Raw genomic sequence first — 21549 nt, forward strand, 5'->3', positions numbered from 1 at the left:
CCTTTCTGCCGCCAACCGGCCGGCGTGGCCGGGACTCGGACTGTTGAAATGAAGGGGTGCGTCAGGCCGCGCCAGGCGCGGTGGCAGATCCTGTGTTGCGGCTCAGCGAAGTCAAGCTCCCCCTCGACCATGGGGAGGAGGATCTGCGCCAGGCGATCCTGCGGCGGCTCGATCTTCCTGCGGCGGCTCTGCGCGGCCACCAGGTGGTGAAGCGCAGCGTGGATGCCCGCAGCAAGGCTGAGATCCGCTTCAGTTACAGCGTGGATCTGGAGCTGGCCGATGAGCAACGGCTGCTGCGCCGCTTCCGCAAGGATCCGCACCTGCGGCCCACACCCGACACCAGCTACCGCTTCGTGGGCCGGGCGCCTGCCACCACCGACCCTCTGGATCGCCCGATCGTGATCGGAGCCGGCCCCTGCGGCTATTTCGCAGCCCTGCTGCTGGCCCAGATGGGCTTTCGGCCGCTGCTGCTGGAGCGCGGCAAACCGGTGAAGGAGCGCACCGCCGATGCCTTTGGCTTCTGGCGCAACCAGCGTCCGTTCGACCCGGAATCCAATGTGCAGTTCGGTGAGGGCGGTGCTGGCACCTTCTCCGACGGCAAGCTCTACAGCCAGGTGCGCGATCCCCTGCACCACGGCCGCAAAGTGCTCGAAGAGCTGGTGGCCTGCGGGGCGAATGCGGAAATTCTCACCCTGCAACGCCCCCACATCGGCACCTTCAAGCTGGCCACCGTGGTGCGCGGGCTGCGGGCTCGCATCGAGGCGCTCGGGGGAGAGATCCGCTTCCAGAGCCGTGTCGATCGGCTCGTGCTGGAGCCCTGTGAAGGAGAGGAGGGCAGGCAGCGGCGGATCTGCGGCGTGGTGCTGGCCGATGGCACCGTGCTGCCGGCAGGCCAGGTGGTGCTGGCGGTGGGACACAGCGCCCGGGACACCTTCGCGATGCTGGAGGCCGTGGGGGTGGCGATCGAGGCCAAGCCCTTTTCGATCGGTGTGCGGATCGAGCACCCCCAGGAGCTGATCGATCGGGCCCGTTGGGGCCCCTTTGCCGGCCACCCGCGTCTTGGGCCGGCCGAATACAAGCTGGTGCACCACGGCGCCGATGGCCGGAGCGTCTACAGCTTCTGCATGTGCCCCGGCGGACTGGTGGTGGCCGCCGCCTCGGAGCCAGGCCATGTGGTGACCAACGGCATGAGCCAGCACTCCCGCAACGAACGCAATGCCAACAGCGCCATCGTGGTGACGGTGGGCCTCGACGACCTGGCGCCCTATGGCAAGGCGCCCGGCGATCCCTTGGCAGGGGTTGCCTTTCAGCGCCACTGGGAGGCTGCGGCCTTCCGCTCGGCGGGCTCCACCTACCAGGCCCCCGCCCAACGCCTGGGGGATTTCCTGGCCAGCGGGGAGAACGAGCGCAGCCCTGACTCCGGTCTTTCTGCCTCGCCTTGCTCCCGCCTCTCTGGCCCAGCACCGCTGCCCTCCTATGGGCCGGGGGTGAGGTATTGCGATCTGCGCAGCTGCCTGCCTGTTTTCGCCGTGGAGGCGTTGATGGAGGCGCTACCGGTGTTCGAGCGTTCCATTCCGGGCTTTGCGGCGGCGGAGGCCGTCATGACCGGGGTGGAAACACGCACCTCATCGCCGGTTCGAGTTCCCCGATTGGATGATTTCCAGAGCCTCAACATCGCTGGGCTCTTCCCGGCCGGGGAAGGCGCCGGTTATGCCGGCGGGATCCTCTCTGCGGCAATCGACGGCATCAAAGTGGCCGAAGCGGTGGCGCTCACTCGCCTTCGTCGTCAGAACCCAGCGGAATGAGGCGGATCTGCTTGCGTCCCAGCTTGATCTCGAAATCATCCCCCGGTTTGAGGTCGAGCAGGGCGGTATAGGCCTTGCCCACCATCAGGTTGCCGTTGAACTGAACCTTGGTGGTGAAACTCAGTTTGCGACCGCCTTTTCCTACTTTTGGATTGGCTCCGAAGTCCACCCCCTTGGCGATGAGCAGTGCCTCATAGAAGGCGGTGAAATTCAGGCGATCGCTATCGTTTTTCTTGCTGGAGACATAGCCGCAGGCCCGCACGATCTCGGACTTGCTTGCATCCCCCATCTCCTTGACTTTGGCAAGCAGGTCGGCGCCACTCAGCATTGGCCTATACCCAAGAACCTGCTCAGTATCTGACAAGCATTTGCTTGAAGCAAGGGTTTTCGCCAGTTTGCCGCGTGCGTTGGTTGGTCCGCTTCTGTGGCTTCTTGGCGCCGATCGGCTCGGCTGCAACAAGGCAGCGATTCGCGGCTGGTGGTGTCCATGCCCCACGCTGTGGCTTGTCGTTCCCCGGTCGCCTCTGACCCGCACGATCATCTGGTTTCGCCGTGATCTGCGTTGCAGCGATCACCAGCCGCTGCTGGAAGCCAGCCGCCTCGGCGCCGTGCTGCCGTTGTTTGTGCTGGACCGTCAGCTCCTCTTTCATCCGGAAACCGGCGTGGCCCGCGTCGCTTTCCTGCTGGCCGCGCTGCAGGCCCTCGACTGCGACCTGCGGCAGCGGGGTGGTCGCTTGTTGGTGCGTTTCGGCGATCCCGCCGCTGAACTGCTGCGGCTGGTGCGGGAAGGGGGCGCCGCTGGTGTGGTGGCCCATACCGACAGCGAACGGATCGTGGGGCGGGTGCGGGACGCCCGGGTGAATCGCCTGCTCGCCGCCGCCGCCGTGCCGGTCCACTGGGTCGAGCCGGTGGGAGCCGTCGCGGGGTTGGTGCCCTACCCCCGCTACCGCCAGCTCTGGCAGCAGGATGTGGCCCGCGCGCCCCTGCCAGCTCCCCGGCAGCTGGTGGTGCCGGCTCCCGCCGATCCCGAGCGGCCTGCCGATCCTGCCGATCCCCTTGCGGATCTGCCCATTCCCAGCCTTGAAGCCCTGGGTCTGCAGCCTGATGGCAAGCCGCTGCCGCCAGCCGGCAGCACGGCGGCCCACGGCCTGCTCAGCACCTTCCTAGAGGGTCCGGCGGCCCAGACCTACTACTGGGAACTGAGCGTGCCCTCGGCCAGGGTCACCAGCGGCCTCAGTCCCCATCTCAAGTTCGGGGTGCTGAGCCCGCGCCAGGTGGTGGCCCGGCTGGCCCCCCTGGCCGATCACCCCGACAGCCGGCGGCAGCGCAGCGGCCGGCAGCTGATCAGTCGCCTGCGCTGGGGCACGTCGATGGCCCAACGCTTCCGCTACATGCCCCAGCTGGAGCTGAGTTCCCTCTGGCAGTGCTTCGATCAGGAGCCGTGGCCGTTCAGCGAGGAGCTTTACGCCGCTTGGAAAGAAGGGCGCACCGGCTTTCCGATCGTTGATGCCGCCGCCCGCTGCCTGCTTGGCTCAGGCGGCTGGCAAGAGCTGAACTTCCGCAGCCGGGCCATCTGTGCCAGCTTCCTGACCAATCTCTGCGGCATCGACTGGCGTTTCGGGGCCCTGCACTTCATGCGCCACCTGATCGATGGCGACTGTCCGATCGATCACTACCAGTGGGCGATGCAGGCCGGCGTCACCCAGCGGGAGCCGCAGGCCTGGACGCGCATCTATCACCCGGGAGCGGTGGCGATGCAGCGCTGCGACCCCCAGGGGGTGTTCATCCGCCGCTGGTTGCCGGAGCTCGCTGAGCTCACCAACGATCAGCTGGCCTGTCCGCCGCCGATGGCGGCGTATCCGGCCCCGATCCTCAGCTACGAGCAGGCCCGGCGCGAACGAATCCGCCAGCTGGCGGTCCGGCGTCAGGCGGGTCCAGCCTCGAACGCCGCCCAACAGCTGGCGGTGATGCCGGGGCAGCCGCTGCCGTTCGGGGCCGACCGCATCCCTGCGGCGGTGGTGGAGTGGGCCCGGCAGGAGCGGGCCGAGCTGTTTCCGCCGCCGCTGGAGCTCGCCGCCCTCGACCCAGTGGCGCAAACTGCCCTTGAGAGCTGGTTTCGCCCGGGGGTGCGGCAGGGGCCCTCGCGCCCGGCGCCCGAGGCGCCCCGCCGGCGCGGGGCCCGCGCCAGACTCGACCCCAACCAGCTGCAGCTGGAGCTGTGGCCGTAGGCCTGGCCGGCCACTTGCCGCTGGAGGGCTGGTGTCAGCCCTGGGACACGATGCCGCTCCACTGCACCGCCTTCACCTGGTCCCGGCGCCAGGAGTGAAACAGCAGCGGCTCCGAGCTGGTGCACAGCGGGCAGATGCTGATCTGCTCGTCGCAGAGTCCGGCGGCGCGCAGCTGGGCGGCGGTGGCGCGGCGGATGTCGAGGCGATCGTGGTCGGGGCGGAGATCGACCTGATGGGCACCGGCCTGCGCCAGTTGTGAAAGAGCGGCTTGGCTGGACAGGGGAGTGGGGGCCAGCGCTGCCGCCACCTGCAGGGAAACGGAGCGGTGCACCTGATACTCCGGGCCGCTGATGGCCGGGCCCAGGGCCACCCGCAGGTCGTGGCGCCGGCTGCCGCCGGCTTCAAGTTGCTCGATCGCGGCGGGCACGATGCGCCCGGCCACCCCCCGCCAGCCGGCGTGGCAGGCCGCCACGCGGCCACTGCCCAGATCGGCGATCAGCACCGGTGTGCAATCGGCGCCACACACCCAGAGGCTCTGCCCTCCTGCATCGCTCACCAACCCATCGGCCTCGGGCCAGGGCTCGGCGATGGCCGCCGCGGCAGGCACCACCGCTGCGCCGTGAATCTGACGGGTGCGGTGCACGCTGACGCCGGCACTGATGGAGCCGGCCAGCTCGTGGGGCCCCCGGCCGCTCCATTGGCGGCTGAAAAAGCCGTGCTCAAAGCCAGCCAGCAGATCGGATTGGAGGTAATAGCCCCCGTAGGTGCCCACCCAGGTCCAGCCGGCGAGGGCGTTGAAGCCCACGTCCGCGCGATCAAAGGGAGGCGTGGTGGCTTCGGCCATGGCGGCGGCGCTCAGCTGGCGAGGAGATCGCGCAGCAGCCAGAAGCCCTCGAACCGCTCCGAGCGCTCGTCGCTCTGGATCGCCAGGAACTGCAGCCCACCGGCTTCGTCCCGGGAGGCCACGAAGGCCTGCTGGGCGGCGTCGGCCTCGGCGGGATCCAGGCGGCCCAGCAGCCAGCTGTTCTCCAGACCCGCTTCCAGCACCAGGGCGCCGCCATCGAGACGCAGCCGCACCGGCTCAAGCCCGGCCACCCAGCCGGCGATCGCCAGGGCGCGGCGGGCGCTGAACACCCGGATGCCTGGTACGCCGGCCGTGTCGCTGAGCGGAGCGGGCAAGGGCACCAGACCATCGAAGCCCACGTCCCAGCCGCCGGCCTCGCGCAGGTCGGCCACGGTGAGGGAGGCCCAGCTCCAGCTGTCGCCGCGCACGGTTTCCGGCAGCAGCATGGCCGGGGCCTGGGGCGGCAGCGGGGTGGGCGCCAGCGGACCGGCCATGAAGCCCTCCTCCTTGGCATACACCTGCTGTTCGCGCTCCTGCAGCCATTCGATCAGTGCGTAGCAGCGCCGGCTCGGCACTGTTTCAAGGCCGATGGCGGCGGCGGCCCGCTGCACCATGGTGCGCATCGAGGCGCGCCAGCAGCGCAACCGACGCGGGGCTGCCAGGCCCTCGGCGGCGGCGGCGGCGAGGGCCTCGGCCAGTGCCTCCTGCAGCCAGATCGAATTCACGCTGGTGGCCGGACAGACCTTCACCCAGCGGAACGGCGAGCTCGTGCTCTCGAACGGCGGGGTGCTGCAGATCAGCAGCTCCCAGCGTTTCTTGCCATCGGCCTCGAGCACGGGCCTGGAGTAGTAGTCGAGTTCCCAGTCGGCGCTGGGTACTGCGGTGGCAGGACCGCTCATTCCGGCGCCTGCTCCTTCTGCCGCAGTGTGAGGCGGGCCCGGTTGGCCCGCTCGCCCGCTTGCAGCAGCACCTGCTCCTTGTTGATCAGCAGCTCACCGGGCTGGTTCTCCAGCAGGGCGGTGTTGAGGGCAATGCGGCCGCGGCCCGGGTCCACGGAGGTGACGATCGCCTGGACCCGGTCGCCCTGGTCGAACACCTCGCGCAGCTCCCGCAGAGCACCGCCGGTGATGCACGACTGGTGCAGCAGGCCGCTCACCCCACCGAGATCCACGAACAAGCCGTAAGGCTTGACGGCCACCACCTGACCTTCCACCAGTTGCCCCACCTCGATTTCGGAGAAACGGGCCGCCGTGGCGGCGCGCTTCTCGGAGAGCACCAGCTTGCGGTTGTCCGCACTCACCTCCAGGAAGGCGGCGCCGAGGGTCTTGCCCACCAGCTGCTCATGATTTTCGCCGTCCTGAAGCTGGGAGCGGGGGATGAAGGCCCGCAGGCCCTCGAGGTCGCAGGTGACACCGCCTCGGTTGAACCCGGTCACCTTGACCTGCACGACCTTGCCCTCCTTCTCCATCTGACGCACCTTTTCCCAGCTCTGGCGCAGAGCGAGGGCGCGGGCGCTGATCGTGACCATGCCATCGGCGTTCTGCTCGCGGGTGACAAGCACCTCCACCGCCAGCCCTTTTGGGAAGCGCTCCTTGATGTTGGTGATCACACCGAGGCCGCACTCGCTTTTGGGCATGAAGCCCGGCGCCTTGCCGCCGATGTCCACGTACACCCCATCGCTTTCAACGCCGATCACCACCCCGGGCACCACCTCGCCGGAGACGCCCACCGGCTCGTTTTCTTCGAGCGCGGCGAGGAAGGCTTCTTCGTCGAAATCGAAATCGTCCACCTGACGGGCCGGCGCCGCCGCTTGGCCGGGCGCGGCGGCGGCGGCTGGAGATGGGTTGCGCGCCGCCTTGCGGCCGGTTTCCGGGGCGGGCCCCAGCAGATCGGCCATGGTCAGCCCTTCGAGGCTGGCGGTCTCGAAGCGGTCCTCGTCGGAGCTGGCGGCGGTTTCGCGGGCCTGGGGCACCGGCCGCACGGCCACGGGAGCGGCCAGTGGCGTGGGCGCGTCAGCGGCGACCGGCGCACTGCTGTCGGCCACCGGTTCGTCGTCCTTGCGGCTGATGTGCAAGACCTGTGGGGGCTTGCGCACCGGAGCACCTGCGGGCTGCCGCGGCGGCGTCGGGGCCACGGGACGCCGGCTTCCTTCCTGGGGCTGTCGCGGCTGCTGATTGCCGGAGCCGGCCATGGTCCAAGGGAGCAGACAGTTGCCCACTGTAAGGATCAGGGCCGAACGCAAGGCCTGGGTGATGGAGCGAGCGCTGGAACGGCTCAGCTGGCCTGAGGTGCGCGCGGCGGCGTGCCGTCCGGGCAGCACCGTGCTCTGGCCGTTGGGCGCCATTGAGCAGCACGGCCCCCATCTGCCGCTGGGCACCGATGCCCTGTTCGCCGACCGGGTGGCCGATGCCGTTCTTGCCGGCCTGGCGGACGACCTGCCGATCTGGCGGCTACCGGTGTCCTGGTTCGGTTTCTCGCCCGAACACACTGCCTTTCCCGGCACCTTCAGCCTGCCGGCTGAGCTGGTGATCGCCCAGGTGATGGCGATCGGCGCCCAGCTGGCGGCTGCCGGCTTTCAGCGTCTCGTGCTCTTCAACGCCCACGGCGGCCAGATCGCCCTGCTGCAGGTGGCCGCCCGCCAACTGCGCGCCGCCCATCCGGCGCTGGCGGTGCTGCCCTGTTTTCTCTGGAGCGGACCGGAAGGAATCGGCGCCCTTCTGCCAGAGCCCGAGCGGAGCGATGGCCTGCATGCCGGCCTGGCCGAAACCAGCTTGATGCTGCATCTGCAACCGGAATGGGTGGGGCCAGAGCGCCCCTGCGACGGCCAACTGCAGCCGCCACCTCCCAGCGGCTGGAGCCTGGAGGGGGCCGTGCCGAATGCCTGGCTCACGGCGGATCTATCAGCCACGGGGGTGGTGGGCGATGCCCGCGGCGCCAGTGCCGCCCTTGGCGAGCAACTGTTCGAGCGACTGGTGGCGGGTTGGCGTCAGCGGCTGGACGCGCTGCTCGCCAGCCCGTGGCCGCCGCGTGGGCGCCTGCGTAGCGATTGAACGGCGGCAGACCAGCTTTGGCCGGCGGTGGTTACAGTCAAAGCCTTCACGATTTGTCCTCGATGCCTGCGCTCGACACTCCGGCGATGAGCCTTGACATTCAGACGTCATCCCTTGGAGCTGGCGAGGTGGCCGGGGCCGATCTTGCCGGACTGCCGGACTTCACCACCGACCTCTACAAGGACGCTTACAGCCGCATCAACGCGATTGTGATCGAGGGTGAGCAGGAAGCTCACGACAACTACATGTCACTGGGAACCCTGCTTCCCGATGAGGCAGAAGAGCTGGCCCGCCTGGCGCGCATGGAGCTCAAGCACATGAAGGGCTTCCAGGCCTGTGCCCGCAATCTGAGCGTCACGGCAGACATGCCCTTCGCCAAGACCTTCTTCCTGCCGCTGCACGGCAACTTCCAGGCGGCCCTGGCCGAAGGCAAGGTGGTCACCTGCCTGCTGATTCAGGCCCTGCTGATTGAAGCCTTCGCGATCTCGGCTTATCACATCTACATTCCGGTCGCCGACCCGTTCGCTCGCAAGATCACCGAGGGTGTGGTGCGTGATGAATACACCCACCTGAACTATGGCCAGGAATGGCTGAAAGCCAACCTCGAAGCTTCCCGCGCCGAGCTTGAGCAGGCCAACCGCGACAATCTCCCCCTCGTGCGCCGCATGCTGGAGCAGGTGGCGGGGGATGCCGCAGTGATCGGCATGGAGAAGGAAAGCCTGATCGAGGATTTCCTGATCGCTTACCAGGAAGCGCTTACCGAGATCGGCTTCTCCACCCGCGAGATTGCCCGCATGGCCGCTGCCGCCCTGATCGGTTGATTCGAGGGGGCTGTGCCTGCCGAGGTTCGCAACCGCCGATGTAGCGTGCGCAACCCTGTGGCCTCCGCCACCTTCCCCTCAGCCTGAGGGTACGCATCTCCCATGTTCGGTCTGATCGGTCACTCCAGCAGCTTTGAAGAGGCACGTCGCAAGGCAGGAGCTCTCGGCTACGAAGAGTTCGCTGCCGGCGATCTGGATGTGTGGTGCAGCGCACCGCCTCAGCTGCTGGAAACGGTCAGTGTCACCAGCCTCACGGGCAAAACCATCGAAGGCGTTTACATCGACTCCTGCTTCGTGCCGGAGATGTTGAGCCGCTTCAAAACGGCCACCCGTAAGGTCCAGAACGCCATGGAGCTTGCCCAGAAGAGCGGCATTGCGATCACCGCACTGGGGGGATTCACTTCAATTATCTTTGAAAACTTCGACCTCTCCAAGTTTCAGCAGATTCGTTCCACCACCCTGGAATGGGAGCGGTTCACCACCGGTAACACGCACACTGCTTGGGTGATCTGTCGCCAGGTGGAAACCAACGCTCCACTCCTCGGCATTGATCTCTCCTCTGCCAAGGTGGCGGTTGTGGGCGCCACCGGTGACATCGGCAGTGGGGTGTGCCGTTGGCTGAGCCAGCGCACCGGCGTGGGCGAGCTCCTGCTGGTGGCGCGCCAGCGGCAACGCCTGCTCGACCTCCAGAGCGAACTCGGCTGCGGCCGCATCCTTCCTCTTGAAGACGCCCTGGCCGAGGCCAATGTGGTGGTGTGGGTGGCCAGCCTTCCCCAGACGCTCACCATCGATCGCGAGCGGCTGCAGAAACCCTGCCTGATGATCGATGGCGGCTATCCCAAGAACCTCGACGCCAAGGCGGCGGGTGATGGGGTGCACGTGCTCAAGGGTGGGGTGGTGGAGTTCTTCACTGACATCGACTGGCAGATGATGGAAGTGGCCGAAATGGCCAATCCCAAGCGCCAGATGTTCGCTTGTTTCGCAGAGGCGATGTTGCTGGAATTCGAAGGCTGGCACACCAATTTCAGCTGGGGCCGCAACAACATCACCGTTGAATCGATGGAACGGATCGGTAGCGCTTCCCTCCGCCACGGCTTCCAGCCGCTCGGCCTTGAGCCGGCGGTCCCGCAGCCGCTTGCCGCCGCCGTCGCCTGAGCCTTCCGGCTCGCTCCCCCGCCTTTTCCCTTCCCATGGCCCGACGCCCCCTGCTTGATTTCGAGAAGCCGCTCGTGGAGCTTGAGGAGCAGATCGAGCAGATCCGGCAGCTGGCGAAGGATTCCGAGGTGGATGTCAGCCAGCAACTGCTGCAGTTGGAAACCCTTGCCGCCCGCCGTCGGGAGGACATCTTCAGCGCCTTGACCCCCGCTCAGAAGATCCAGGTGGCCCGCCACCCCCAGCGCCCCAGCACCTTGGATTACATCCAGGTGATCACGGATGAATGGCTGGAGCTCCATGGCGATCGCCGTGGCTCCGATGACCAGGCCTTGGTGGGCGGTGTGGGCCGCATCGGCGAACAGCCTGTCGTGTTGATCGGCCACCAGAAAGGCCGGGACACCAAGGAGAACGTGGCCCGGAACTTCGGCATGGCTTCCCCGGGGGGCTACCGCAAGGCGATGCGGCTGATGGAGCACGCCGATCGCTTCCGGCTGCCGATTCTCACCTTCATCGACACTCCAGGCGCCTATGCGGGGGTGCTGGCCGAGGAGCTTGGCCAGGGGGAGGCGATCGCCGTGAACCTGCGCGAGATGTTCCGCCTACGGGTGCCGGTGATCGCCACCGTGATCGGTGAGGGTGGCTCCGGTGGCGCGCTGGGCATTGGTGTGGCCGATCGGCTGATGATGTTTGAGCACAGTGTGTACACCGTGGCCAGCCCCGAAGCCTGCGCGTCGATCCTCTGGCGTGATGCGGCCAAAGCCCCGGTTGCCGCCACCGCCTTGAAGATCACGGCCGCAGACCTGCTGCAACTCGGGCTGATCGATGTTGTGCTGAGTGAGCCCTCAGGCGGCAACCATTGGGGGCCTCTACAGGCCGCGGAAACGCTCAGGGGCGCCCTGATCGAGCAGTTGACCGTGCTTGGGCAGCTCAGCGAGGCGGCGCTCCTGCAGCAGCGCTACGACAAATTCCGCCGCATGGGCCGCGTGCTCGGAGCGGGCACCACGGATTCCGCCGTGGGTTCTTAAGGTTTTGGCTGGAGCGGTTTTGGTTTGCCGTCGGTTTTGATCACAGGTGCATCAAGGGGCATCGGAGCTGCTGCCGCTCGCTGCTTTGTTGCTGCCGGATGGGATCTGCTACTGGTGGCACGCACCCTTCAGGATCTGGAAGCCTTGGCGGAGCCCCTGCGCCAAGGCGGAAGGCAGGTGGGGATCGCCACCGCTGATTTCTCCGATCCAGGCGCCATTGCGCCGGCCGTGGCCGCGTTGCTGAAGGGCAGTCCGGCGCCGAACGTGCTGATCAACAACGCCGGTGCGGCTTACACCGGTGAACTCTCCACCATGAGCCTGGAGCACTGGCAATGGCTGTTGCAATTGAATCTCACCAGCGTGTTCCAGGTCTGTCAGTCGGTGCTTCCCGCCATGCGGCAGATCGGTGGGGGCCAGATCATCAACGTGAGCAGCCACGCAGCCCGCCGCGCCTTCCCTGAGTGGGGCGCCTATTGCGCCACCAAGGCCGCGCTTGAATCCTTCAGCCGCTGCCTGGCCGAAGAGGAACGTCGCCATGGCATCAGGGTGAGCACGCTCACCCTCGGTGCCGTGGATACCCCCCTGTGGGGTACGGAAACCGTCCACGCTTCCTTCGATCGGCGTGCCATGCTTTCAGCAGATCAGGCCGCTGAAGCTCTGCTGTATCTGGCCCAGCAGCCTCCGTCTCAACTGGTGGAGGATCTCACCCTGATGCCCGCAACCGGTGTTCTCTGAGTCATCCATGACCTCCACAATTTCCCCCACTCCGCTGGATCGTGCCCCTACGCCTGAGGTGGGTCCAGCCCCCGTCAGCCTGCGCATTCGTGAGCGCCTGCAGCATGCCGGGGTCTCCTTCTTCGCCAATGACAACCTGGCTGATCATCTCCACGAAGGTGAGCTCGAACAGCTCGAGATCGAGGTGGCAGGGAAAGTGCGCGACATGCTGCGCAGCCTTGTGATCGATATCGACAACGACCACAACACCGAGGAAACGGCAGAGCGGGTCGCCCGCATGTATCTGCATGAGGTGTTCAAAGGTCGCTATCACAAGCAGCCCAAGATCGCCAGTTTCCCCAATGTCAAAAAACTCGACGAAATCTATACCGTCGGCCCGATTTCGGTGCGTTCGGCCTGCTCCCACCATCTGGTGCCCATTCTCGGCAGCTGCTGGATTGGCATCAAACCCGGAGATCGGGTGATCGGCCTTTCCAAATTCGCCCGTGTGGCCGATTGGGTATTCTCTCGCCCCCACATCCAGGAGGAGGCCGTGATGATCCTGGCCGACGAGATCGAACGTCTCTGCCGTCCCCAGGGCCTGGCCATCCTTGTGAAGGCGCAGCACTACTGCATGAAGTGGCGCGGCGTGAAAGAACCCCAGACCACCATGGTGAATTCCGTGGTGCGTGGCGATTTCCGCCACGACCCCAGCTTGAAGCAGGAATTCTTTGAGCTGGTGAGACAGCAGGAATCGATGTTCAGCAGCTAGGCCCGGAAGCGCTCCCGGGCGAGCCTTGAACTCATTGACCCAAAGGGCCAAGAGGTGGAGAAGCCACCCGCTTCACCTGGCCATTCTCCGTGGTCACAGCCACCACCATCAGCAGGCTGCCGGTGTCGGCTGGCTTGATGGTGTAGGCCCCTCCCTGCGCTCCGGGAACCAGGATCCAGGCGCTCTCCCCCGGCCGCCTCACGTACCAGTGAAATTCCGGCGTGCTGAGGGTGGCCAGGGTGTTGGCGATCAGTTGGGCGGTGAGCACGGAGCCGATGGCGGTTTCCCCCTGCAGCAACAGTTGGCTCAGCCCTGTGATCTGCTGATCCACGGCACCTTCAAGGGCGGTGTCGGCGCTGATCTGTCCTTGCAGGATGCGGATCTGCTGTTCGGGCGTCGTGGTCAGCCCCGGCACGCACTGCAGGTCGGCGCCGACCAGCCGGCAACCAGCGATCATGCCCTGCGCCACGGCCGCCTGCCCCCCGGCCAGGGCCGTCAGCAGCAGCAGTGGGGCCAGCGAAAAAGGTTGGAGGGATCTCAAGGGAAAGGGGAATGGCTACCCCGCGATGCTCGCCCGTTTTGACGCCAGCTGCCAGCATCAGCCGCCGCTGGCTGCGCCACCGCTCCCCTTCACGGCCTTCACCAGAGCTGCCACCCGGGCCAGATCCTTGTCCCCCGGAGCGATTTCCACGCCACTTGAAGCATCGATGCCGTCGGGGTGAAGCCGCTTCAAAACCTCGCTGACGTTGTCTGGACCCAGGCCTCCCGCCAACCACCAGGGGCAGGCTGGGGCGAACCCTTCCAGCCAGTCGATCGGCAGGCGCCTGCCGCTGCCGCCCAGTTGATCCGGCGCCCAGGCATCGAGCAGCAGGGCTGCCACCACCTCTTGGTAGGCCTCGGCCCGCTGTAGATCTTCAGGGCTGCGGATCCGCAGGGCCTTCCAGACCGGGCATCCCAGCGATTCACTGAGCCTGCGGCAGCGCTCGGGCGTCTCGTTGCCATGCAGCTGAAGCAGCTGATGCCCCCCCGCCAGTGGATCGAGCTGGGCCTCAAGTGCATCTTCGGGATCGGCCACCACCAACACCCCTAAACAAGCGGGGTTCGCCTGGCGGGCGGCACCGAAGACTGCGGCGCGTTGTTGGGGCTCCAGCCAACGCGGTGATCCCGGCACCGCGATCACACCGATGGCCTCCACCCCCAGGGCCGCCACGGCGTGGGCCTGCACCGGGCTGCGCAGCCCGCAGATCTTGAGAAAGGGGGTCATCGCGGCCTGCCCATGCGCCAGGTTTCTAGGATCAGGCTTCGACGGCCTTGGGGCATCCCTGGGGCACCACTGGATAGCGGCGTGGGCGAGGGTTGGATGTTGTTCAAGATCCGCGGCATCCCGCTGCGGATCCATCCCAGTTGGTTCATTGTGCTGGGCTTGGCCACGGCGGGCTTCCAGCAACAGTATTCAGTGTCCCTGCTGGGGCGCGCCTCCCCAGTGGCGTTGTGGCTGCTGGCCTGCACCACGGCCGTGCTGCTGTTCGTGTCGGTGCTGCTCCACGAACTGGGGCATTCGTTGGTGGCAATCGCCCACGGCGTCAAGGTGCGCAGCATCACCCTGTTCCTGCTCGGTGGGGTGGCCACGGTGGAGCGGGAATGCAGCACCGCGATCGGTGCACTCCAGGTGGCGGCCGCTGGACCGATCGTGAGCCTGATCCTGGCGGGGCTGCTGCTGGCGGGTGCCCATCCGGCGGCCCATCTCTCGCCCCTGCTGGGCGAGATGGTCACCCAGCTCGGGGTGCTCAATCTGGTTCTGGCGCTGTTCAACCTGCTGCCCGGGCTGCCGCTTGACGGCGGCCTGATCGTCAAGGCGCTGGTTTGGCAGTTCACCGGCAGTCAGCGGCGTGGCATTCAGGTGGCGGCAGCGAGCGGCCGTTTCCTTTCCTTGATGGCGGTGGGCATGGGCACCCTGCTGGTGCTGCGCGGCGGTGGCTTCGGGGCGTTCTGGTTGATCCTGCTGGGCTGGTTTGGCCTGGGTGCCTCCCGCAACCAGCTGCAGTTGCTTTCTTTGCAGCAGGCCCTGCGCGACCTCAAGGTGAGCGAAGCGGCACGGCGCCGTTTTCGGGTGCTCGAATCCACCTGCTCGCTGCGAGACCTCAGCCAGCTGCGCCGCAATGAGGAGACCATCCAACCGGCCGATTGGGTGCTCATCTGTGAACAGGGCCGTTGGCAGGGGGTGATCAGTGATGATCCGCTGCAGTCGCTGCCGGTTCAACGCTGGGACCGGGAACGGGTTGGCGACCATCTTCAGCCCCTCTCCACCTTGCCCTCGATCCGTGAGGACGCTCCCCTGTGGCAGGCCGCCGTCCAGCTCGATGAACCTGGCGTCGATCGGTTGCTGGTGCTGGGCGTGTCAGGCCTGCCAACCGGCACGATCGAGCGGCCTGAGCTCTCTGAAGTGGTGCTCAAACGCCTGGGCCTGCGCCTGCCGCCGGCGCTGCTCGAGGCAGCCCGGCGCCAGCGCACCTACCCGCTCGGCATGGCCATTGCTCAGGTGGCCCGTGGCATGGAGTTGGAAGCTGCCGGCGGCGAAGCGCCGCGCTGAGGCCACGGCCTCACCGCCCCTGCCACCTCAGCCGCCGCCCCATCCCTTGCCACCACGGCGAACCTTCCGCGCCGGTGTTCCACCTCGCCCCACTCCTGGGGGCTGAGCGGCTGGCTGCTCCAGCTGCCGCCCAGATCCTGCTGGGCCGCGTGCCGCAGGCCCTCCATCAGCGCCTCGCCCTCCACAGGAAGGGGGGTCAGGGCTGGAGGAGGTTCCCGCCCGAACACCTCCAGCCAGTGGGTGCTTGAAGGCCGCAGCAGCAACGTTCCGTGCTGCAGCAGGTGTCCGCGCCGCCAGAGTTGGGCGCTGCCTACCCGCTTGGCCCCATTCGCCTCCACCAGGTCGGCCGCGGTGCTTGTGGCGAAACAGCTGCTGCGTAGACGGCTGGCCGCCTGCTGTCCGGGCTGGAGAGGGTGGCCCCAAGCCGCCATCGCCTCCCGCAACCACTGGATGGCGCGCCAGTAGGTCTCGGCGCGGCTCCCGCTGGCCGCTGGCCAGTGCAGCGCGTAGGTGAGGCAGCCCCCATGCAACACGGCCCTCCCGCCGCTCGGCCGGCGCACCATGGCGATGCGGCCGCTGTCCACGAGCGCCTGCCAGTGGGGTTCCAGCCGGTGCTGGTGGTGCCCCAGCGACAGGGTCGGCCGGTCCCAGTGGTAGAGCCGCAGGACGCCTTGCGCAGAACCCTCCACCAGGCCATCAAGCAGCAGATCATCGATGGCCATCTGGCGATCACCGCTGCAGGTGAGCGGGGGGATCCAACGCCAGTGGGCGGGCAGGGCGGGCTTCAGGGAAGATGCAGGTGCCAGAGGCCGGGCGACAGGGCATCACCATGCTGATCGACCTGCTGCCACTTCTGCCCCTGCTGCTGATGGGGGTGGTGGCCGGATTGCTGTCGGGCCTGCTCGGCATCGGCGGCGGGCTGGTGTTCGCACCGATGCTGATGTTGATCGGTCTGCCGCCCCATGAGGCCCTGGCCACCAGCACGGTGGCGATCGTGCCCACCACCTTGGGCGGCACCTGGTCGCACCTGCGGCAGGGTCGGCTCGCCCTGCGGCCCTGCCTGGCGATCGGCGTGGCGGCCGCGTTGAGCGGCCTGGCGTTCAGCCGCCTGGGCGGGCTGTTGCTGGGCTGGCAGCTGCTGGCCCTGCAAGCGGTGATGTACACCGCGCTGGCCTTCACGATCGAACCTCGCCGGGAGGCTGCAGACGGCGCGGACGAGCCCCCCGTTCCGCTGCCCGGGCTTGTGGCGGTGGGAGGCGTGTCTGGCTTTGCGGGGGGGCTGCTGGGTGTGGGCGGTGGGCTGATGATGGTGCCGCTGATGGTGAAGGGCCTGAGGATGCCGCTGCACGCGGCCATCCGGCTCAGCACCCTGGCGGTGCTCTGCTCCGCCTCGGCCGCCTCGGTGGAGTTTCTCTCCGGCGGACGTGCCGAACCGGTGATGGCCCTCTGGCTTGGGGGCTCAGCCGCCGTGGCCGCCCGCTGGTCGGCGGCACGGCTTGAGAAGGTGAGCGAGCGCCTGCTGGTGCGGATGCTGCGCACGATCACGGTGGCGCTGGCCCTGGACACCGGACGGCGCGGGCTGCAGTTGCTGCTGGCCTGAGGCTTCACAGCTGCGGCAAGGCTGCCCAGAAGGCGGGATCGAGATCGAAGCCGAGCACCGCCGCCATCTGCCCCAGACCCTGGCGGCAGTGCTGGTTGTGGCGGCGGCTCCAGTCGTCAAGCAGGAAGAGCCGATGGGTGATCCAGAGCTCCAGGCTTTCCGGCGCGAAGCGAATCCCCTCGTTGCGGCTGAAGCCATGGGGCAACAGCATCGCCACGTGCCGGCACAACTGGCCGCTGCCGCGATCGAGCACGAACGGAAGCCAGGGGTACAGGGCGTCGGCCCGCAGGCTCCAGAGCCTCAGTTCGGGCACTTCCGACAGCTCGCGCGGATCCTCCTGCGGACGGTTCCAGTCGAAGCCGATCTGCAGGCGGCCCGCGTGCTCGATCAGCTGGGCGGCGGACAGCGAACTCCAGGCCGTCAGGGGCGAGGTGTCGAGGGCCCGGATCTGATCGGTGGAGATCGGGAGCAGGGAGGGAGCGGTGGAGATCAAGAGCTGTGACAGCCCAACGGTTGGGTCGGGCCCGCGGCAGGGTTGAGCCAACAATGGTGGCGTCAAACGTTTGTTGTCGTCGGCCATGGTCACCTCTTTGAGCCAGGTTGAAGTTCTGATCGCGCTTGTTGTGGCGGCCCACGCCGGCGTGCTGGCCATCCGTCTGAGCGTCAGCCTCTACAACTCCTGAAGCTCTAGGCCTTGGCAGGGGCCGTTCTCCCTGCTACAAGACGGCAACCCCTCTGTTGCCCACCTTGGCTTCTGCGCTGCGCTCCCGTCAGGCTCCTACCGACACCCCGCGCCGGGCCAGCCGCGTCAAGCCTGCTACCAGGGGGAACGACAGTTCCCGTGCGCGCCAGGGCCGCTCGGCTGCACCGGCGGGAATGGTCACTCGCCTCAGCCCAGCCACCTTCAGCTCCGACACGCTCAGTTCCGCTTCTGAGCTCCACTCCGGCGCCTGGCAGGCCTCCAGCGAACGCCAGGAACTTCTTTGCAGTGTGATCGGCCTGGCGGTGAAGCTCGGCATCGGTCTGTTGGCCTCCGTGAGCCTGGTCCATCTGGCCGGGGCTTATCAGCAGCGGCTCGATAGCCATGGCGAAATCAGTGCCATTCTCGACATCGAAAAAAATAAACTTCGCAACGTTCAAGAACGCTTTGATCGTCTCTTTTCCAAGGACGGCGAACAGCGGTTGATTCGTGAACAGGATCAGTGGATAGCTCCCAATCGGCTGCGCATTGTCTGGAATGATTCCCAGCTCCAGAATTCACCCGCTGCCCAGCTCACGCCGGCCCCCAAGCCTTCCCCTGCAGGCGGTTGACCCTGGCTTCCCGTTTCTTTGTCGGAAGAACGTTGCCCGTTTCCTTCTGTTGAATCTCGCCTGCAAAGCCCCAGAGAGCTGAGGCTTCCTCCTTAGGTTGAGGCGCAACGCGTCCCTTCACCTCCATGGCGACAGAGCAGACCTCCGCCTCTCCAACGGCCGGCGCCGCAGCCTTCACCGCCCAGCCCGGCACGGTGCTGGTCACAGGGGCGTCGTCAGGCGTGGGTCTTTATGCCACCAAGGCATTGGTTGGCTGCGGCTGGCATGTGGTGATGGCCTGCCGCGACACCGCCAAGGCCCGGGCGGCCGCCACTGCTCTGGGCCTTCCGGAGGCCAGCCTCACCCACCTGCAGGTGGACCTCGGCGATCTCGACAGCGTCAGGGGGCTGGTGCAGGCGCTTCGTGCCACCGGTCGGCCCCTGGATGCGCTGGTCTGCAATGCGGCGGTGTACCTGCCCCTGCTCAAGCAGCCGCTGCGTTCGCCCCAGGGCTATGAGCTGTCGATGGCCACCAACCATCTGGGCCACTTCCTGCTGATTCAGCTGTTGCTCGAGGATCTGCAGCGCTCCACCCATCCGTCGCGCCGCCTGGTGATCCTGGGCACGGTCACGGCGAACTCCAAGGAGCTGGGCGGCAAGATCCCGATCCCGGCGCCTGCCGATCTGGGCGATCTCTCCGGCTTCAAGGCAGGGTTCAAGGCCCCGATCACGATGGCCAGCGGCAAGCCGTTCAAGCCGGGCAAGGCCTACAAGGACAGCAAGCTCTGCAACATGATCACCACGCAGGAGCTGCACCGGCGCTTGCACGAACGCACCGGCATCGTGTTCAGTTCGCTCTATCCGGGGTGTGTGGCGGATACGCCACTGTTCCGCAACAGCTATCCCCTTTTTCAGAAGATCTTCCCCTGGTTTCAGAAGACCATCACCGGCGGCTATGTCAGCCAGGAACTGGCCGGCGTCAGGGTGGCGCAAGTGGTGGCCGATCCAGCCTTCGCGGTGTCCGGTGCCCACTGGAGCTGGGGCAACCGGCAGAAGCAGGGCGGCAAGCAGTTCGTCCAGGAGCTCTCGGAGAAAGCCAGCGATCCCGCCATCGCTGCCCAGACCTGGGACCTTTCTCTGCAACTGGTGGGCCTGGGCTAAGCCGTTAGCGGCCATCCGCATCTCCCCATCCCTGCACCGTTCTTTGCCAGCCTGCCGATGCCCCGCTTCCTGCGCTGGATCCTTGCCCTTGGCCTCGCTGGCGGCCTGCTGGTGGGTGCCGTGGTGCTGCTCCCCTTCGCCGACTGGCTTCCTGGCGGCACGGTGGGCGACGTGCCCGCCCAGCAGGTGGTCAACGGCACAGCCTTCAACCGGCTCTTCCCGGCGGTGGCGCCAGGCGAGGAACTGGTGTTCAGCCAGGAGAAACGTGGCTTCAGCGAGGCCAGGCTGAAGCGCAGTGGGGAAGTGGTGGCGCTGTTGGCGGTCTCCGACACCACCACCGCACCCGAGGCCCGCGAGAAGTTCGCCGCCGCCGCTGACAGCCTGGCCGGCTGGCCCCTGGTGGAGCAGGGCAGCCAGGCCAGCGCCGTGCTGGTGGGTGGCCGCTTTCAGGTGAAGGTGATCGGCCAGGGCGTTGGCCTTGATGTGCAGGAACGCCATGAGCTGCTGGAGAGCTTTGACCTCAAGGCCCTCGCTTCTGTGCGGCCCAGGCGGATCGGTTCGTCCACTCCCGCCGCCGCAACGGTCCGATCCCTTGCTCTGGTGCGCTGATGGCCCGCCCCACTGTGCTTGAGCGCCTTGAGCGCCTGCCCCGCCGCGGCTTCACCGTGCTGGCGCTGCAGGGCATCAGCACCCTGGTGCCTGGGGGCTGGACCAACATCAGAAGCGCCGATGCCCTGATCAAGGAGGTGATCGGCGACGACGATCCAGCGTTGATCGCCCGCATCCGCAGCCGCGCCGACCTGCTGAGCCGCGCCCGCGCCGAGGGCTATGGCCGCGCGCTCAGCCTCTACGACGCTGTGAACCGTTCCCAGCACGCGGCGGGCGGGGTGAGGCTGCTGGCCAACGTCAGCGCCGGCCTGCCCTTGCTCAAGCGCCTGGCCGATCTGACCCCGCCCGGCGACACCCTGCAGGCGGTGGACCTGAGCCTGAAGGTGGCGGCGGAGTTGCTGGCCTTCACCCAGGTGAATGGCCTGCCCGGCGACAGTTTCGGCGCCTTCGGCGCTGCGCTGGCCGACTACGCCGGTGAAGCGAGGGTGAGGATGGCCGCCTTGATCTGCTTCGACGCCCTGCTACCGCTCGGTGATCAGGCCCTGCAACGCCTCGATGGCCTGCTGGGGGCAGCAGGCCAGAAAGATCTGCAGCGGCTTCCCTCTTACCGGCAGATGGCCGGTCTGATGCCGGGGCGCGGCGATCAGGCCCACATCAGCTTTCTGCGCCGGGGTGTGGACCAGTGGCTGGGCTGGGCCGGTGGATTCAGCTCCGAGCTGGCCCTCACTGCCCAATCTGCCGTGCAAGCGGTGGAATCCACGCTGGGCCCCTGGCAGGGGCGGCTGGATCAGTTCGCCGTGTTCCTGGACGCCTTCACCGACACCTATGCCCACACGGGCGTCCAGGCGGTGGCCCGCCGCCTGGTGGAGCGGGCGGCCGCCGAAGTGTGACTTCAGTCGAAGCCGAGCAGATCGAAGATCTCGCGGTCTTTCAGTGATTCGGCCACAAGCGGTTCCACATCACTGAGCATCTTCTGAGCAAGGCTCAGATACTCCTGCTGCACCGCTTCCACTTCCGGGCTGGCTTCCATCTCAAAGATGGTGCACTTCTTCAGGCGTGACTTCCTGATGGCATCAACGGTTTTGAAGTGGGCCATCGTGCGCAGGCCGGTGCGCTCGTTGAACTTGTCAATCTGGTCGGTGTCTTCGGAGCGGTTGGCAATCACACCACCGAGCCGCACTTTGTAGTTCTTGGCTTTGGCATTGATCGCCTGCATGATCCGGTTCATGGCGAAGATCGAGTCGAAATCGTTCGCCGTGACGATCAGGCAGTAGTGGGCATGCTGAAGGGGGGCGGCGAACCCACCGCAGACCACATCACCCAGCACATCAAAGATCACCACATCGGTGTCCTCCAGCAGATGGTGCTCCTTCAGCAGCTTCACCGTTTGGCCGGTGACATAACCGCCGCAGCCGGTGCCGGCCGGCGGGCCACCCGACTCCACGCACATCACGCCGTTGTAGCCCTCGAAGACGAAATCTTCCGGCCGTAATTCCTCGGTGTGGAAGTCCACGGTTTCGAGGATGTCGATCACCGTGGGCACCATCTTCTTGGTGAGCGTGAAGGTGCTGTCGTGCTTGGGATCGCAGCCGATCTGAAGCACCCGCTTGCCGAGCTTCGAAAAGGCGGCCGAGAGGTTGGAGGAGGTGGTGGACTTGCCGATCCCTCCCTTGCCGTACACCGCAATCACCAGGGCGCCGGTCTCGATGTTCATCGAGGCGTCCTGATGCACCTGCAGGCTGCCTTCGCCGTCTTCAACGCGATTGGTGGGGGTCGTGAGCGTGGCTGTCATCAGCGCGATCCTTGCCTTGAAACAGGGCCGAACAATGGCTTGGTTCCATGCAAGGTCAGCACGGCCAGGCGTGTTGGTGCATGGTGCAAACCGA

Annotated in this window: 25 protein-coding genes; 15 read left to right on the forward strand and 10 right to left on the reverse strand. The window is 66.8% G+C overall.

The features are described 5' to 3' along the window. Nucleotides 1-92 precede the first annotated feature (92 nt). A complete protein-coding gene (locus tag KBY97_RS07460) occupies nucleotides 93-1805 on the forward strand; it encodes an NAD(P)/FAD-dependent oxidoreductase (protein WP_255146189.1) in 1713 nt (570 codons plus the stop codon). On the opposite strand, the gene KBY97_RS07465 is transcribed toward KBY97_RS07460, so the two are convergent. Next, the gene (locus KBY97_RS07465) at nucleotides 1771-2133 is read right to left on the reverse strand and encodes an AbrB family transcriptional regulator (protein WP_255146064.1); all 363 of its coding nucleotides are present in this window, start codon (nucleotides 2131-2133) and stop codon (nucleotides 1771-1773) included. The two genes, KBY97_RS07460 and KBY97_RS07465, sit on opposite strands and share 35 nt — an antisense overlap. Nucleotides 2134-2212: 79 nt before the next feature. Between KBY97_RS07465 and KBY97_RS07470 the strand changes: the two genes are divergently transcribed. Next, entirely contained in the window at nucleotides 2213-4033 is a 1821-nt protein-coding gene (locus KBY97_RS07470; protein WP_255146066.1) for an FAD-binding domain-containing protein, read from the forward strand. A gap of 34 nt (nucleotides 4034-4067) precedes the next feature. On the opposite strand, the gene pgeF is transcribed toward KBY97_RS07470, so the two are convergent. Genes pgeF through KBY97_RS07485 form a run of 3 tightly spaced genes read right to left on the reverse strand, consistent with a single transcriptional unit; the run spans nucleotide 4068 to nucleotide 7068 of the window. Continuing rightward, nucleotides 4068-4877, reverse strand: a complete 810-nt coding sequence (pgeF, locus tag KBY97_RS07475) for a peptidoglycan editing factor PgeF (protein WP_255146068.1) — start codon at nucleotides 4875-4877, stop codon at nucleotides 4068-4070. 11 nt (nucleotides 4878-4888) lie between these two features. Further along, the gene (locus KBY97_RS07480) at nucleotides 4889-5776 is read right to left on the reverse strand and encodes a Tab2/Atab2 family RNA-binding protein (protein WP_255146070.1); all 888 of its coding nucleotides are present in this window, start codon (nucleotides 5774-5776) and stop codon (nucleotides 4889-4891) included. Then, nucleotides 5773-7068, reverse strand: coding sequence for a S1 RNA-binding domain-containing protein (locus tag KBY97_RS07485; RefSeq protein WP_255146072.1), 1296 nt, complete (start codon nucleotides 7066-7068; stop codon nucleotides 5773-5775). The genes KBY97_RS07480 and KBY97_RS07485 overlap by 4 nt, the downstream gene beginning before the upstream one ends. 61 nt (nucleotides 7069-7129) lie before the next feature. On the opposite strand from KBY97_RS07485, the gene KBY97_RS07490 reads away from it, so the two are divergent. The 6 genes from KBY97_RS07490 (at nucleotide 7130) to folE (ending at nucleotide 12414) form a co-directional block, all read left to right on the forward strand. Next, on the forward strand, nucleotides 7130-7927 hold the full coding sequence (locus KBY97_RS07490) for a creatininase family protein (protein ID WP_255146073.1): 798 nt from the start codon (nucleotides 7130-7132) through the stop codon (nucleotides 7925-7927). A 62-nt stretch (nucleotides 7928-7989) separates the two neighbouring features. Beyond that, on the forward strand, nucleotides 7990-8748 hold the full coding sequence (locus KBY97_RS07495) for an aldehyde oxygenase (deformylating) (protein WP_255146075.1): 759 nt from the start codon (nucleotides 7990-7992) through the stop codon (nucleotides 8746-8748). Between the two features lie 102 nt (nucleotides 8749-8850). Beyond that, on the forward strand, nucleotides 8851-9903 hold the full coding sequence (locus KBY97_RS07500; RefSeq protein ID WP_255146077.1) for a long-chain acyl-[acyl-carrier-protein] reductase: 1053 nt from the start codon (nucleotides 8851-8853) through the stop codon (nucleotides 9901-9903). A 35-nt stretch (nucleotides 9904-9938) separates the two neighbouring features. Next, entirely contained in the window at nucleotides 9939-10928 is a 990-nt protein-coding gene (locus KBY97_RS07505; RefSeq protein WP_255146078.1) for an acetyl-CoA carboxylase carboxyltransferase subunit alpha, read from the forward strand. Nucleotides 10929-10952: 24 nt separating this feature from the next. After that, the gene (locus KBY97_RS07510; RefSeq protein WP_255146079.1) at nucleotides 10953-11663 is read left to right on the forward strand and encodes an SDR family oxidoreductase; all 711 of its coding nucleotides are present in this window, start codon (nucleotides 10953-10955) and stop codon (nucleotides 11661-11663) included. Between the two features lie 7 nt (nucleotides 11664-11670). After that, the gene (gene folE / locus KBY97_RS07515) at nucleotides 11671-12414 is read left to right on the forward strand and encodes a GTP cyclohydrolase I (protein ID WP_255146080.1); all 744 of its coding nucleotides are present in this window, start codon (nucleotides 11671-11673) and stop codon (nucleotides 12412-12414) included. A gap of 31 nt (nucleotides 12415-12445) precedes the next feature. On the opposite strand, the gene KBY97_RS07520 is transcribed toward folE, so the two are convergent. Both KBY97_RS07520 and KBY97_RS07525 read right to left on the reverse strand, forming a co-directional pair. Next, entirely contained in the window at nucleotides 12446-12955 is a 510-nt protein-coding gene (locus KBY97_RS07520; protein ID WP_255146081.1) for a hypothetical protein, read from the reverse strand. 57 nt (nucleotides 12956-13012) lie between these two features. Further along, nucleotides 13013-13678, reverse strand: a complete 666-nt coding sequence (locus KBY97_RS07525; RefSeq protein WP_255146082.1) for a phosphoribosylanthranilate isomerase — start codon at nucleotides 13676-13678, stop codon at nucleotides 13013-13015. Nucleotides 13679-13759: 81 nt separating this feature from the next. Here KBY97_RS07525 and KBY97_RS07530 point away from each other — a divergent pair, with 81 nt between their 5' ends. Beyond that, the gene (locus KBY97_RS07530) at nucleotides 13760-15004 is read left to right on the forward strand and encodes a site-2 protease family protein (RefSeq protein WP_255146083.1); all 1245 of its coding nucleotides are present in this window, start codon (nucleotides 13760-13762) and stop codon (nucleotides 15002-15004) included. On the opposite strand, the gene KBY97_RS07535 is transcribed toward KBY97_RS07530, so the two are convergent. Next, entirely contained in the window at nucleotides 14950-15726 is a 777-nt protein-coding gene (locus tag KBY97_RS07535; RefSeq protein WP_255146085.1) for a lipoyl protein ligase domain-containing protein, read from the reverse strand. The two genes, KBY97_RS07530 and KBY97_RS07535, sit on opposite strands and share 55 nt — an antisense overlap. Nucleotides 15727-15797: 71 nt before the next feature. On the opposite strand from KBY97_RS07535, the gene KBY97_RS07540 reads away from it, so the two are divergent. Then, the gene (locus KBY97_RS07540) at nucleotides 15798-16604 is read left to right on the forward strand and encodes a sulfite exporter TauE/SafE family protein (RefSeq protein ID WP_255146086.1); all 807 of its coding nucleotides are present in this window, start codon (nucleotides 15798-15800) and stop codon (nucleotides 16602-16604) included. A gap of 4 nt (nucleotides 16605-16608) precedes the next feature. On the opposite strand, the gene KBY97_RS07545 is transcribed toward KBY97_RS07540, so the two are convergent. Then, a complete protein-coding gene (locus KBY97_RS07545; protein ID WP_255146191.1) occupies nucleotides 16609-17094 on the reverse strand; it encodes a CRR6 family NdhI maturation factor in 486 nt (161 codons plus the stop codon). Between the two features lie 88 nt (nucleotides 17095-17182). Here KBY97_RS07545 and psaM point away from each other — a divergent pair, with 88 nt between their 5' ends. After that, nucleotides 17183-17287: a photosystem I reaction center subunit XII gene (psaM, locus tag KBY97_RS07550; RefSeq protein ID WP_094513206.1), complete on the forward strand. Its 105-nt coding sequence runs from the start codon at nucleotides 17183-17185 to the stop codon at nucleotides 17285-17287. 87 nt (nucleotides 17288-17374) lie between these two features. Here the strand turns inward: psaM and KBY97_RS07555 are convergent, their stop codons facing one another. Beyond that, nucleotides 17375-17623: a hypothetical protein gene (locus tag KBY97_RS07555; RefSeq protein WP_255146087.1), complete on the reverse strand. Its 249-nt coding sequence runs from the start codon at nucleotides 17621-17623 to the stop codon at nucleotides 17375-17377. Between KBY97_RS07555 and KBY97_RS07560 the strand changes: the two genes are divergently transcribed. The 4 genes from KBY97_RS07560 (at nucleotide 17610) to KBY97_RS07575 (ending at nucleotide 20553) form a co-directional block, all read left to right on the forward strand. Continuing rightward, on the forward strand, nucleotides 17610-17915 hold the full coding sequence (locus tag KBY97_RS07560) for a hypothetical protein (protein WP_255146088.1): 306 nt from the start codon (nucleotides 17610-17612) through the stop codon (nucleotides 17913-17915). The two genes, KBY97_RS07555 and KBY97_RS07560, sit on opposite strands and share 14 nt — an antisense overlap. 125 nt (nucleotides 17916-18040) lie before the next feature. Beyond that, entirely contained in the window at nucleotides 18041-19054 is a 1014-nt protein-coding gene (locus KBY97_RS07565; RefSeq protein ID WP_255146090.1) for a protochlorophyllide reductase, read from the forward strand. A 57-nt stretch (nucleotides 19055-19111) separates the two neighbouring features. Next, nucleotides 19112-19663: a hypothetical protein gene (locus KBY97_RS07570; protein ID WP_255146091.1), complete on the forward strand. Its 552-nt coding sequence runs from the start codon at nucleotides 19112-19114 to the stop codon at nucleotides 19661-19663. After that, on the forward strand, nucleotides 19663-20553 hold the full coding sequence (locus KBY97_RS07575) for a hypothetical protein (RefSeq protein WP_255146093.1): 891 nt from the start codon (nucleotides 19663-19665) through the stop codon (nucleotides 20551-20553). Before KBY97_RS07570 ends, KBY97_RS07575 begins: the two co-directional genes overlap by 1 nt. Before the next feature lie 2 nt (nucleotides 20554-20555). Here KBY97_RS07575 and bchL read toward each other — a convergent pair whose 3' ends face one another. After that, nucleotides 20556-21455, reverse strand: a complete 900-nt coding sequence (gene bchL, locus KBY97_RS07580) for a ferredoxin:protochlorophyllide reductase (ATP-dependent) iron-sulfur ATP-binding protein (RefSeq protein ID WP_255146095.1) — start codon at nucleotides 21453-21455, stop codon at nucleotides 20556-20558. Nucleotides 21456-21549: the final 94 nt, after the last annotated feature.

The organism is Synechococcus sp. ATX 2A4, assembly GCF_024346375.1.
Taxonomy (GTDB): domain Bacteria; phylum Cyanobacteriota; class Cyanobacteriia; order PCC-6307; family Cyanobiaceae; genus MW101C3.

Bases quoted from the DNA above. Each gene is read 5' to 3' on its own strand.
- KBY97_RS07555 (WP_255146087.1), bottom strand. From the start codon at position 17,623: ATGCCGAGCTTCACCGCCAGGCCGATCACACTGCAAAGAAGTTCCTGG.
- psaM (WP_094513206.1), top strand. From the start codon at position 17,183: ATGGTCACCTCTTTGAGCCAGGTTGAAGTTCTGATCGCGCTTGTTGTG.
- KBY97_RS07500 (WP_255146077.1), top strand. From the start codon at position 8,851: ATGTTCGGTCTGATCGGTCACTCCAGCAGCTTTGAAGAGGCACGTCGC.
- KBY97_RS07485 (WP_255146072.1), bottom strand. From the start codon at position 7,068: ATGGCCGGCTCCGGCAATCAGCAGCCGCGACAGCCCCAGGAAGGAAGC.
- KBY97_RS07480 (WP_255146070.1), bottom strand. From the start codon at position 5,776: ATGAGCGGTCCTGCCACCGCAGTACCCAGCGCCGACTGGGAACTCGAC.
- KBY97_RS07490 (WP_255146073.1), top strand. From the start codon at position 7,130: ATGGAGCGAGCGCTGGAACGGCTCAGCTGGCCTGAGGTGCGCGCGGCG.
- KBY97_RS07575 (WP_255146093.1), top strand. From the start codon at position 19,663: ATGGCCCGCCCCACTGTGCTTGAGCGCCTTGAGCGCCTGCCCCGCCGC.
- folE (WP_255146080.1), top strand. From the start codon at position 11,671: ATGACCTCCACAATTTCCCCCACTCCGCTGGATCGTGCCCCTACGCCT.
- KBY97_RS07565 (WP_255146090.1), top strand. From the start codon at position 18,041: ATGGCGACAGAGCAGACCTCCGCCTCTCCAACGGCCGGCGCCGCAGCC.
- KBY97_RS07570 (WP_255146091.1), top strand. From the start codon at position 19,112: ATGCCCCGCTTCCTGCGCTGGATCCTTGCCCTTGGCCTCGCTGGCGGC.
- KBY97_RS07540 (WP_255146086.1), top strand. From the start codon at position 15,798: ATGCAGGTGCCAGAGGCCGGGCGACAGGGCATCACCATGCTGATCGAC.
- KBY97_RS07535 (WP_255146085.1), bottom strand. From the start codon at position 15,726: ATGGCCATCGATGATCTGCTGCTTGATGGCCTGGTGGAGGGTTCTGCG.
- KBY97_RS07465 (WP_255146064.1), bottom strand. From the start codon at position 2,133: ATGCTGAGTGGCGCCGACCTGCTTGCCAAAGTCAAGGAGATGGGGGAT.
- KBY97_RS07505 (WP_255146078.1), top strand. From the start codon at position 9,939: ATGGCCCGACGCCCCCTGCTTGATTTCGAGAAGCCGCTCGTGGAGCTT.
- KBY97_RS07495 (WP_255146075.1), top strand. From the start codon at position 7,990: ATGCCTGCGCTCGACACTCCGGCGATGAGCCTTGACATTCAGACGTCA.
- bchL (WP_255146095.1), bottom strand. From the start codon at position 21,455: ATGACAGCCACGCTCACGACCCCCACCAATCGCGTTGAAGACGGCGAA.
- KBY97_RS07525 (WP_255146082.1), bottom strand. From the start codon at position 13,678: ATGACCCCCTTTCTCAAGATCTGCGGGCTGCGCAGCCCGGTGCAGGCC.
- pgeF (WP_255146068.1), bottom strand. From the start codon at position 4,877: ATGGCCGAAGCCACCACGCCTCCCTTTGATCGCGCGGACGTGGGCTTC.